General features: G+C 31.3%; 5 protein-coding genes. All 5 read left to right on the top strand.

Features of this window, described 5'->3' with window-relative positions:
* Nucleotides 1-2: 2 nt before the first annotated feature.
* Genes JK636_RS07300 through JK636_RS07280 form a run of 5 tightly spaced genes read left to right on the top strand, consistent with a single transcriptional unit; the run spans nucleotide 3 to nucleotide 13680 of the window.
* Nucleotides 3-1745 carry a hypothetical protein gene (locus JK636_RS07300; RefSeq protein WP_202748172.1) on the top strand — a complete coding sequence of 581 codons (1743 nt, stop codon included), beginning with the start codon at nucleotides 3-5 and terminating at the stop codon, nucleotides 1743-1745.
* A gap of 11 nt (nucleotides 1746-1756) precedes the next feature.
* Nucleotides 1757-3286 (top strand): hypothetical protein, encoded by a 1530-nt coding sequence (locus JK636_RS07295; protein WP_202748171.1) that lies wholly within the window; start codon nucleotides 1757-1759, stop codon nucleotides 3284-3286.
* Nucleotides 3283-8622: an ATP-binding protein gene (locus JK636_RS07290; protein ID WP_202748170.1), complete on the top strand. Its 5340-nt coding sequence runs from the start codon at nucleotides 3283-3285 to the stop codon at nucleotides 8620-8622. The genes JK636_RS07295 and JK636_RS07290 overlap by 4 nt, the downstream gene beginning before the upstream one ends.
* Complete coding sequence (locus JK636_RS07285; protein ID WP_202748169.1) at nucleotides 8615-9439, top strand: hypothetical protein; 825 nt, start codon at nucleotides 8615-8617, stop codon at nucleotides 9437-9439. Before JK636_RS07290 ends, JK636_RS07285 begins: the two co-directional genes overlap by 8 nt.
* 8 nt (nucleotides 9440-9447) lie before the next feature.
* On the top strand, nucleotides 9448-13680 hold the full coding sequence (locus JK636_RS07280; protein WP_202748168.1) for a hypothetical protein: 4233 nt from the start codon (nucleotides 9448-9450) through the stop codon (nucleotides 13678-13680).
* Nucleotides 13681-13778: the final 98 nt, after the last annotated feature.

The raw sequence follows: 13778 nt of genomic DNA, 5'->3' as shown, positions 1-13778 counted from the left end.
ATATGGAGAATGGATTTGTAGATTATTTAAAATCTATGAATAATGCTACAAGTGGTAATATAAATGCTTTAGCAGAATCGCAAGTTACAAATAAATTTTATAATTCAATAAGGGTTACTAGAAAGTTAGGCACTAATATTAGTAATCAGATAAAGAGTGCTAACAATGTTGTGTATATCCTTACAGGGCATGCTGGAGATGGGAAAACTAGCATACTTATACAAGTCTTAAAAGAATTAGGAATGCTTGGAGATGGAGAGAAGTTAAAAGTAGATGATGAAATAAACAAAGATGGTATTTCCTTATATTATGTTAAAGATATGAGCGAGTTGGCTCAAGAAAGGCAAATAGATTTATTAAAAAGAGCATTGGAAGCACCTACTAATAATAAATCGGCCATTCTTATTAGCAACACTGGGCCTCTGCTAAATTCATTTCAAAGACTACTAGGTAGTAGTGATGAAATAAAGGATAAGATAGAAAATACTCTATTGGAACAATTAGATACAAATGAAAATAAAAAGATTAGTCTGCTAGGATATGATTTTTATTTAGTTAATATCGCAAGGATTGATAATACAGGATTCGTTAAAGAGATTATAAATAAAATATGTAAAGAGGAAAATTGGACTGGATGCAGACAATGTGAAAATAAGGAAAGGTGCCCCGTATTTAGTAACTATACATCAATAAGTGAAAATAAAAATACGGTTATAGATTTCGTCGAAAGTTACTATAGATGGCTCTATGAAAATGATAAGAGGATAACCATAAGACAAATGCTATCGCAAATAAGTTTTGCTATAACTGGAAATGTAAAATGTGATGATTTAAAGAAATGGGACAAACGTGTATTTACAAAGTTTCAATATAGTTTCGCTAACCTGTTTTTTGGCTATAAGGGTATAAACATGTTAAGTAACGCCAAACAAATCAAGGCCATTGATTATCTGCAACAGCTTGAGTTAGACTCTATTGCATTAAAAAGTGATTATGAAATGTTCGTGAAGAATAACTTTTCTATTTTACCGAATGGAATTCAAGAAACTGTAGTGAGAGTTTGGAAAGAGTTTTCTAAGAGGTACCACAACGAAGAGGATTCTAAAATAAACCTTGAAAACGATTTAGAAATGAGAAGGGCTATAAGACGATTCTATTTGGTATACGGATTGAAAACAGATTTATCTCAAGATAGATTTAGTGAAATTTTAGGCGATACTTTTGTTGAATATAAACGCCTGATTTCAGAGAAGCAATCTCCTAGAAGTCTTAGATCAATGAAGAAGGTCATTTTTGATGCACTTTACATTAAGAATATAGGGATACCTCCTAAAAATGAAAATAAACTGTATCTTACTTTAACCAGATATGATGGGGCATTTCAAAGTGTTTTGTTACTACTTGGAAAAGCGAATTATGATGAAATTGAAGTTGTACAAATTGAGAAGGATATGAGTAACGAGGATATTAGCAAGAAGTTTGACTTATATCTTAGTATCAAAAATGGGGTAGAAAGGTTTAAATTAAACTTGCCTATTTTAATGTACTTTAAGTCAGTAGTAGATGGTGCAATTAGCACTGACATGAATCCTGCTCTTTCTCATGGTTTAGCAGAACTTAACTCAAAATTATTAAAAGTATTTAGGTATTCTGATAAAAATACTATAAAAATGATTGTTAATACTCTTGCGGGAACTCAAGATGTTGAAGCACAGTTCGAGGAAGATAAAGTTTATATCATTTAAGGAGTGAGATTATGTTTCCTAATAACAGTGAATTAATCAGTGCCTACCCCCTCCAAAGTAAAGTTTTCGGACATAGATTTACACCAAACCAAAGTCTATACGAGTATATATTGGAATTTTTGTTGGTGGCAATTTCAAGGAAAACTGTTGGTAACAATGAGGAGGAAGCATTGTTTCCGATGAACCCTGATGTATATGATAAAGAAATTAAGTACTTTCCTGAAGGGAAAGTTGGATTAAAGAGATTTATTTTCTTCAATAAAAGTAAACTTGAAGGTAAATTTGAAATGGATACTATGGCATATGAACTGTGTGTCAAGTATCTTAAAGATAGAATCGAGATTGAAACCGCTAGAGAGTTTATAGATGAGGATTATGTGATTTCTTTATTCCAGAATCTATTGTATGGGTTTAATGCAGTAATACAGAATAGATCATGGTTTGCGCAAAGCTTGCTACCTATATGCAAAGAAGCAATATTTCCAGAGATGATGGGAATGAAAAAAGATAGAAATGGGAAATACGATAATTCCTTTGATGAGGAATTCATTGATAATGTAGATACTAAGTTTGAAAAAAATCGATATAACTTTATGGCAAGAGGTGGAGAAGTTTATTATCTTCACGTTCTAAAGGCATTAAACGATTATCCAAAATATTCTCATGAAATTGAACAGGGTTTTAATAACTTACTTAACCAATTTAATGAATTCTCTTTGCTTTCCAATTTTATAGAAAGTGTTTGGGAGGAGGGAGAAGGAGAGGGATTCAAACAACCTGAGATAAATAAAACATTAGGAGTAATACCTGATGGATTCAATAATCGAGAAGAGAAGACACTTGTTGAGCTGAAGAATATATTAACCAGCACTATGCATCCTTTTGAGAAAATAGATATTCTTTCCTATGGAATTATTCTTCAAATAATTACTATGTCTTATCAACAGGCCAAATTTGCCTCAGGACAAAAATTAGGATGCTGGATTTTTGATATTAATTGCAATAGAGGAACATCACATCCAGAGGTAAAGAAACTTGCTCAAAATGCGTTCTCAAAATATGAGGAAGTATATCTCAAAGCATTGTATAACAATGTTGAAGGGAATATCAAAGAGGGCAAGGGTGGTAAATTAAGAAGTGAGCAAGAAACTATTGATGAAGCAGTGAACAATTCTCTAAAAGTATATAGAAAATTAGGTAAAAGAATTGGGATTATTAGACCTGTGAATGAAAAGGGTATGCGATTTACATTAAATGAAACAATATTAAAATTTCTTGTAACATCTTTAATTGCACCAGGAACCAAGATGACGCTTGATAGATTCCTTTACAAGATACATGACCATTTTAGAATAGTTATAGGTCAATACGAGTATAAAAAAGAAATTCTAGAAGGTAATGTTGAAACTTTGAGTGATGTGTCATTTTTGGACAAGAACAAGGAGGATTTTCATATTATGCTTAAGGAATGTGGATTTTTGAGAGAGTTATCAGATTCTACTTCTATCGTTGAGAATCCATATAAAGAGGTGACTTTATGAAGAAGTATATTGACTCAATAGAGCATGAAATATTACTACAAAATAAGAGTAACTCGGTTAGTCTAATAAGGCTAGAAGGTATCAATACTCCTGTAATATATATGGAGATATGCAAATATCTTAAGAATAATTTAAGGGATACGGAATTTATTGCAAAATTAGCAAAGGAAAAGTTTGATGACTTTAATGCACAAAGTAGAAATGAATGGAAGCAATCAATAGATTTCCTTGTAAAGAATGATTATGTAGATAGTGATGGTGCAATGACTGCCTGGAGAAATAATACTTCTGATTTGGTGGCTACCTACCAGGGAAAAAAGGTTATAGTCCTTCTTATGGGGACGGAATCTGTTCCGGATAAAGGTGGGCTAGCGGATTTCTATTACATTAGCCCAGATACTATACTAAAATCATTAAGTAAGGATTACTCGAATTGGTTTCAGGATTTATTTAATGATAAAGGTTTTAACGCAGAAGATTTAAAAGCATTAAACACTCTATTTAAGGCAATATTTAATAATGTGAATGTGGATTTAGTAAAGTTCAGTTGTATAATAGATGAATTGGAGAACAATCAGATTTATTCCGTTGATGAGCTTATAGAAGAAATATGTTATAGGCTAGATACCGATTGGGGGATACCGTCTATAAGATCAAGTAAAAAGGTACCTAAGTGCAAAAATCTTAAAAATGGTAAGATTAGTTCGGCAGACATAATTGCTAGATCATATAGTTTCATTACTAGACAAGCTTATAGAAATGGTATATCAAATAATAATTTCACTAAGCTAATAGCCAAGATTGATAAGTATGCTGAAGAGAATGAAATAAATGATGAAGTCGCTTTTCCTTATGATAATTCTTTATTTTCTTCGTTTAGTGAGTTTAAGAAATCACTTATTGATTTTATTTTAGGGAAAAATTATGAAAGTTTAAGAGGAGTTTTTGTCAATATTGATTATTCTATTATTGATGACTTGCTAAATATCAAGACAGACACAACTATAAAAATTGACAAAGTAAAAACAAATAAATTAGTAGGTAACCCTATAGATGTTTATTTGGAAATGATTTTAAAGGCATGTTTGGAGTATAAGAGACAATACAAAGAATTACCTAAATCAATAAAAATAAAAGTTAACGATATTAAATTATCAAATTGCAGCACAACTACAGAGAGAGACAATTCATATAAGAGAATTTGTATTTTCCTAGGTGGGATTCTTGATTTTGTAAAAGAAAGCAAAGTTTTACAGTCAGAGAATATTGAGTTATCTTATGAGGATGTTCAGGATCCATTCAATTATATAAATAAGGACGAATTGTCGTTAACTAAGACAGCTAATATGAATGAATTAAGTAAAGTTTACTTCACTGTTAGAGCTCTTGGGGAGGACGATGAAGCTAGGAAGCTCGACTTCATCTATTTATTTGAATCCAATTCCTCATGGTCACAGGCATTTTCTCTACTAAACCAAGATAGTTTGTTGGATTTCGATTCTAACTATATAAGGCTGCCGTTATATGCTTCCTGTAGGCAGTTAAACGAATATGTCTGTTGTGAAAGCGAAGAGGAGTTCTTCATTAAGCTTGAAAAGATTAATTTAACCTATGAATATGAGGAATATATAAATAGGCTAATTGAAGAGTTTCCTCAGATAGAAATCAGCAATCCTTTAGGATTACTTGAATCAAACTATAAGGAATTCATAGTTAGTCTGACTAATGAAGGTTATTATAGAACTATACTTAGTAATGGGAACTGCAGCAAAGTAATTAATAGATATAGTGATTTATTAAGTGCTGTAAGAGACAACTATGAAAAATTGACATCTTCTCAAAAAGAAAAAATTTACATGATATTAAATATATTTATTATATCACATTCACCTTTTTCGAGTTTCATAGAGGGCAATATTGATTCATTAATAATGCCTCCATATAATCCAGTTATGCTTGAAAAGTTATATCACCAAATGTGTTTTATGAGAAATGGCTTCGATGAAATACTAGAAATGACAGCCAATGGAAGTATACTAACAGAAAAAGATATAGAGCATAGGATAAATTATTTCACAAGAACTTGTATAATTACTTCTGGGTTTGATGTCTTTTCATTGGACAAGAATAATCAAATACCTACTGAAAAAGTTTATCAGTTTTATGCTATATACAACACGGGAAAGTGTAGTTATAACTTAATATCTGAGAAGGTGTTCGAAAATGAGCTAGTTGATGATGAGGAATTAGATAAAAAGGAATTAATAAAAAAATCCCATAAGTCAGATATTCTATCTAAGAACATTGATGATTATCTAAAAACCTTCCCTTCAACTTTAGATGGAATAAATATTCTTTTTATTAACCCTGACGATATGCAACATGTTGTAGCAGGTGTACATGATGTAATAGATAAAATTAGAAATAGACAGCAAAAGGGTAAAATCAATTTAAGAATAATTGTATCAGACCAAAGAAAAAATGGTGCCGATTATTTGAAGTATTGGTTAGACGCTTTCTTTATGGATGAAAGTGATATTATAGTAAAAACCTATTTAAACTATGCTGATTTTTCATCGATAAAGGTAAAAGATAGCATCGATAAATATACTGAGGGGCAAGATATTGTATTTATATACAATATACTTGATAGCAGTGGAATTGAATTTGATAAGACACTTATAGAGATTACAGCTGATGAAAATAAATATCCTGCTATTTTCACACCGATTCCAGTTTCGATAACCCAAGATAGTAGAGGAATAGATATTTCCCAGAGACAGTTTAGAACATCAAATGAGCATTTACAATTACTTCATAAATACATTCAACCTTTTACCAGCGATGGAAATTATAAGATTATTCGAAAACTTAAGGTAAGTGAAAGTAATAAGGGTTTGCTTAATTTAATTCATGAGAAATGCAAGTGGGTTATTTGCATTGATCAATCAATTGACAAAGAAATTTTAAATCATTGCGATAGAAAAATAATAGGCTTTTCTACAGGAAAGGGCATATTCGGTGAACTTAATGTAACTGTTTCCGCACGTCTGGATATTATTGAGGATATTCAGCTAAAGCTTAAACAGAGATTGATTAATAAGTTTTGTAAATGGAATACTCATAGACTTGAAGAAGCGGCAAAATATTGTATAGAGTTAACGAAAGATATGGACGGAAGTAGATTATTAAAAGCTTTAAATCCTTCCGATCATGAGATTCATAATTTTTTAGCGTATGTACTAACTATTCAAAACTTACAATTAAATGTGTATAGCGAAAAGTTCTTAATAAGAACATTAATAAATCTTGATAATCATCAGCATTGGTTTGATACTCATATTAGAGATAATAATACAGAATCAGCTAGTAGGCCAGATTTTCTATTATTAGAGATAGAAAACAATGATGAAAATTTAAGCTCGAATGGTAAGCTGAAAATTAAGGCTACTGTTATAGAATGTAAGATGGGCTTTGAAAATGAAAATCACATTATTAAAGCCAAGAATCAAATATATCATGGCATTAAAGTTTTATCAAGTAACTTTGATTCAAATATAGTAAGGGTAAATAAGAGATACTGGTTTAACCAATTGTATAGGGCTTTAGTTTTCTCCGAAATTCAAATTGAAGATAATAAACCAGGATATAAGATGTTAGTAGATAAATTAGCCAATATTTATAATGGTAACTTCGATATTGAATGGAACGGTAATATTTTTGCTTATTGGTTAAATCAAGATGATGATAAATATACCGTAGAGAATGTTGATTTTAGCGACGACGAGTTCCAAACAACAGTAAATCAAATAAGACTCTATAAGGCAGGTCAGTTATTTATTCAAAAATTATTAGTTCCTAAAAGCGAGAGAAATGAAGTGTTTGAATTTAATGAGATTGAAAAACCTGAAGTTCAAGAAGAGTTTTATGCAGAATTAATTGATGACACGACAGAGGTTGAATTAGATTCTGATATCAAAGAACCAACCGGTAAGGGTTCAATAGAAGGAGAAACTTTAAATCCTGGAAAGCAAGCTGCTAGCGATAAAGAGTCGCCTGAGGACAGCACAGAAATTACAGCAGTAGAATATGTGGATGTTGATGAAACCTTTTTATCTAAGCAAGAGTCTAAGGTTGCTGAGAAAAATGAACAACAAAAGATTAAGTCTACTAAGGAAGAATCAGGCAAAGAAAATGAAAATAAGGAATACTCTCTAAAGGACGTAAGATTCCTTCTGGGTAAAGACAGCAAAAGCAATGAGGATATATATTGGGAATTTGGTAATCCAAGATTAAATAATAGACACTTGCTTATAAATGGAAACTCCGGTTCGGGTAAAACCTATTGTATACAAACTCTTATTATGGAAGCAGCGATGAATAAAATTTCAGTTATTGTATTTGATTATACTGATGGTTTTACTGAATCCAAACTTTCAAGCACTTTAAAAAATTATTTGGGAAATAAACTAAAGGAACGAAGCGTTAAATTTGAAAAGTTTCCAGTAAACCCTTTCAAGAAGCATAAAGTATATCATGGTGGAAAAGAATTTGATGAATTTGACGCGGATATTGCAAATAGAATAGCTTCTAGCTTTAAAGCAGTTTATAAATTTGGTGACCAACAAAGAAATGTTGTATACGAGGCTGTTTTACAAGGATTAAATCAGCATGGCAATAATATGAACTTTAGAATTATGGCTGAACTAATAAACGAGAGCAAGAATCCATCTGCATCAACGGTTTATAGCAAGATAAAACCTTTTATAGACTACGATCCTTTCTTAACTGGAAATGAGTTTAGTTGGAAAGATATTTTAGACTCAAAAGGTGAGCTATATATTATACAATTAAGTGGTTTTGATAGAGAAATACAGGTTATGCTAACTGAGATAATACTATGGGATATATGGAGCTATGCTACTAAGTTTGGCAATGAAGATAATCCGATGCCTATTGTGTTAGATGAAGCTCACAACCTTTCCCATGACTCTTCCTCACCAAGTGGTAGATTCCTTGCAGAGGGAAGAAAGTTTGGAATATCGGGTTGGTATGCCACTCAATTTATGAAAGGTCGAATGGATTCAGAATCCATTGGTAACCTTCAACAGGCAGCACAAAAGTTGTATTTCAGTCCTCCAGAAGAAACTTTGCTAGAAGTAAGCAAGTATATAGATATAACTAATGATGGCAGTAAGTTATGGGCAGAAAAACTTAAAAAGCTTACAAAAGGGTATAGCGTAACCTGTGGATTTAGAATGAGAAATAACAAGTTTGATAAGTATGAGCCAAAAATTATAAACATTACGAGCCTGGAGGACAGACTAAATGATTAACTCACATAAATCAACATCATTTCATGGCTCATTTCAACCTCAATTAGTTTACTTGTCAAAGATACTTGAGTTGGCAAGTCAAAATTATGAAGGTAATATGTTTGATATAAGCCGTATAACGGGTATACCAACTGGAGAATCAACAGGTAAAGTTGTTCCTCATATAAAATATATGGAATACATGGGACTTATAAAAAGTAGCACTGGTGGTGGCAAGTACAAGCTGGCACTTACCAAACTCGGTGAAGTTGTTTATAGCGAAGATAAGTATTTGCTTGAGGATATTACAAAGCAAGCACTACATTATTATTTAACTCATCAAGAAATAGGAGCACCTCAATGGAGCTACCTATTTAGAGAGTACCCATATGAGTATGACGAAAAGCTAGACCTAAATTCCGTGGAGGAGAAAGGTAAGATTGCATTAGGAAAACCAATAGAGGTGGGGCCATTGAAGGGGATGTATTCAATTGGAGACTTTTCCTCATTAAATTTAATTGAATATTCTAAAGGTAGTGAATTGCTAATCAAAAGATGCTATCCTAAGATGGAGGCATATCATTTATATGCATTTACGCTTATAGCTGACTGGGAAAAGTATTTTTCAAATCAACAGGAGATAACTATAGATATAATTACAGATGAACTAAAATGGAACAGGGGATTCGGATTTGATTACGATACAACATTAGAAGTTTTAGATGAATTGTGTGCGCTAGGGTATGTGAATATAAACAAACAATTAATGCCAATCACGATAATTAGAAATTCTGAATCAAAAGATATTATAAACTTAATTTATAGTGATTTGATTTAGGGGGAACTATGGTTAAAATTAACGATATACTTGAATTTAAAAAGGAAAATTTTTTTGACGGCGCTGTTCAAGCAGATTGGTTTTATGATGATAGGATGAGAGTAAAGTCGTCAGACAGCTATATATTCCATGGACCTAAGTATTATGGAGTAAACCAATCAGATGTGACGAAAACAAAGCATAAATTAATAGATACTGCATCTTTTGTTAAGGTAATATATGATAAACTCTATGACAATTTTCAAAGTAGTAGATTTATGCTCACCATAGCAGGCTATGGGGCAGGTAAGTCACATTTATCTGTTACTTTGGCTTCTCTCCTATCTGGAGATAACAACGAATTACGTAATAGCATTATAGAGAAGCTTTATAATGTAGATGAAGGTATTGGGAGAGAGATTAAAGAAAAAGAGGATAAGAATTTAATTATTGTTTTAAACGGCATGAATGACTTTAATCTGAATAATGAAATCCTAAAAAGTGCAAAGAAATCGTTGAAAATGAATGCTTTAGATGATTCTATTTTTGAAGATATGACTATTGCTTATCAAACTGCTGCTAATTTTCTTAATACTACATTTGCGGCATTTCAAGACAGCTATATGAATTTTGCTTCAAAGAGCGCAAGATTTAAACGGCTTAAGGCTAGCGAACTTGTAAAGTTACTATCAGCGAAGGTTTTCGAAGATGCAGAGGCATATGAGATTATAAACGAAGTTTATAAAGAGAAAACTGGAAGTTTTATTAAATGGGAAGAGGGAATATCAGCATCTTCTATATTAACTAAGCTTCACGACAAATATGTTATAAAAGAAAAGAAGTTTAAAGGGATTATTATTTTATTTGATGAGTTTGGAAGGTATTTAGAGTATGCGGCGGCTCATCCGAATCTTGCATCTGAGTCGGCAATTCAACAGATTTTTGAAGCAGTACAGAACTGTAAGCCATCTTTGTTATTTGTCGGATTTATCCAATCAGACTTAAGTGCGTATTTATCAAGAGTAAGTAACCAGAATATAGCAAGATATGTAAGTAGGTATGAGAACAGTGATAAGTACTATTTATCTTCGAACCTAGAGACGGTATTAGCAAATCTAGTAAAGAAGAAAAGCAAAAATGCAGAAGATATTGTTAACAATATATTTAATAATACTTTAAAGTCATTTGCTCACCGGTTATTTGAGAATATGAATAGATGGATTCCAGAAAATAGTGCTAAAAGTGTTTGGAGTAGCGAACAATTATTTAACCAAACTATTGTAAGAGGCTGTTATCCAATACATCCAGCAACTATTTCTTTCCTATCATTGTTATCTTCGTGGATGCAGCAGAGATCGACTCTTAGCTTTTTAAGCGAAATATTTGATGGGTATAAAGATCAAGTTGTAGGTGAAAATGGTATTCCATATATTTACCCGACTGCTGTTATTAAATCAAGGATATTTAATGAGATGTTAAATGCTGAGGAGAAAGGTAGGCATCAAGGCCAACAATGTACTCAATTTAACGACTTGATGGATAAGTTTGAGGAGAAACTTTCAGAGCAAGAAAAAGATATTCTTAGGGGAATACTATTATTAAACATTGCTAGGTATAAAATCTATGACAGAGCTGATAATATCCTAGCACTCATGTATAATACCGGATTCACTGAAGAAGAGACGCGTACGGTATTAAATAATCTAGAGAATGAATTAGGAATTATATATTTTGACCAGGCGTTAAAGAGATATGCATTTACGGCTGAATCAAATTCGAAGGTTGATTTCAATAAAGAATTTGCAATTAAAAAGTTAAAGGTAAGCAGACATGGTTTATTCAACGCACTAAACGATGAAATAAAAAGGGAGATAGGTTTAGACAAGTTAGAAGAAACCCCTTTTGGTAGGGTTAATGGTATAACGACCGGTGAGTGGAATTTTAATAAGAAATTCATTGAGATAGATGAGTTTGATGAGAGGTACGCAATCAATTTGATAAGTGAATTCAAAGCTGCTGTTCATCCAGATACACCTAAGGGTTCCATAGTATTTCTATATAGCAATAGAGGTAGAAATGATCTTGTAATAGATGCACAAAAGGTTATAGAAAAATACAATTTAGACGCACTGCCTTTTATCATGTATTTAATTAACGATGATGATGATACAATCAGTGATGCTCTTCTGGAAATAAGAAGTTTATCTGCATTTTCATTAGAGGAGAGAAATAAATTTAAGAAATATATATCCATAAAATATGATGAGAATACAAAAAAAATTATTAGAAGATTTAATGAGTTAGCTAGGAAAAGGCAAATTATCACTTCAAATGGCATCGAAGTAACTGAATTAAGACTAAAGGATATGTGCATGAAGAAATTTGAAGACATATATAAATCTGCGATACCATTTGTATTTGATGGCTTTGAAAAGAAGGTAACGGCGGGAGTAAGAAAAAGATATAATAATGTTGCAACTGCTATTATAAATAGAACAATTTGTAGTAAAAGTAGTTTTGAATCTTTAGATATAGAGCTCAGAAACAGAATCAACTCAGTACTGAGTGTGAATAGCACTAATTCATGGAAGGTGCTTCTAGATACACATATTTTAACGGAACCAGTTTCGCCAGTTTTGAAAAGAATTTATGATAATATACTCAAGAGCATAAAATCGGCAGATTCTATATCTGTTGAGAGAATATTAAATGAATATATGCTTCCTCCTTACGGAGTAAATATTTACTCGTTAGTGTTATTCTTTATATATGTTTTAAGCTATAATTCTAAAAATATTGAAATTTACTCAGGTACGAGTAAAATAAAAATTAATGCATTGCAAACCTACTTTAATGACGAAAAGAAAGAAATAGTACAGAATGTATTAAAACTTAAAGTTGGCTTTAGAGAAAAGGTTAGCGATAATGTTATAAAAGATTTTATTGATGAAGTAAATAGTAATACTAGGATTGAGAGATGCGAGGAGCTGCTGCAAAGAGCTAACAAGATTAGACAAGATGAGGATATACCAGAAAACTTAGAGGGGATATTAATTAACATTGAGACACAATTAAAGATTGGAGTAGAAGCTTCCAATAAAATTTATAGAGATTTAGAGGAGGCAAAAAAAGAATATGAGGAATCTTTTGAAAAATCTTTTAAACCATTTAATTATGTTAGAATTAATAGCTATATAAGCAATATAAAAGAAGGAAAGATTCCGCGAACCAATTTTTATTATAGTGCAGAATATATTGAGAAGATACAAGGTATTCGAGAAAAATCTCTTGAGAAGATTGTGTCAGGGCTAGAGAATTATCTCGATAAGATAAAACTTGATGTAAATAATATAGATAATATCAAGAGAGCTACGGTTCAATTGTGTAAGCTTCTAAAAGGTATTGGCAGTGTTGAATTCGCAGAAAAAATTGAGCATAAAATTATTTCTATTGAAGTCAGGCTTAAGGAGAAAGCAAAGTACGAAACTATATTAGCTCAGTGCGACGAGGAGCTCGGTCGATGTGAAGAATATATAGTTAAGTATAATAGCTTCGATCAAGCGGAGAGAATTTTAATTTATTGGTCAGATTATTTAAACAGCAATAAAGTGCCAGATGATATAAGAAATGAGTACTTACCTAAATTAGGTAAGCTAAGAGCAATATTAGATAAGATGTATGAAAAGATTGTAGAAGATACTAAGGCTTTAATTTCGAAGGTGGAAACTCTAACCGATAGTACCCAACTGAAAAAATATAAAGAAGAGTTAGAGAAAACACTAAAGAAAGGTGTTCATAATGATTTTAAAGAAATTTTTACTAAACTTATTGAATTATGCGAAGATGTTATAAATGATATAAATAGTTTATACAATGCTGAGCTAACTAGATCTGAATTAGAGAGAGATGCATCATTATTGAAGAATAAATACTCTAAAGAAATATTAATTAATATTGTTAATAATTCTATAGCAGAGAAGTATGATAAGGAAAATACAAAAGAAGAATCCTGGAGGCAAAAGTATATAAAGAATATAAAAGAATTGACAACTATGTCTCCATCACAGCTACTACAATGGAAAAGTCAGACTGAATTAAAACCATATTACTTAACTGATGAAACTTTAGAAGAGTGTGAAATGATTCTAGATATAGTGAATGAAAAGCTAGTACAGTTCAAGATAGAAAATATAATTGAGTTGTTTAAACAACTTGATGATAAACAACGTCAGTTGTGCGTAGAAAAATTAAAAAGTGTATAGTGAATTATGATTCAGTTAAGCCATGTCAATTTATGGCTTAACTTATTTTTTGTAATTTATTATTATTTGATGTAAAATAGAAGTTGATAAACATTATC

It is taken from the genome of Clostridium rhizosphaerae (genome assembly GCF_016765585.1).
GTDB lineage: Bacteria > Bacillota > Clostridia > Clostridiales > Clostridiaceae > Clostridium_AT > Clostridium_AT rhizosphaerae.
This window is presented reverse-complemented; position numbering and strand designations above follow the sequence as displayed.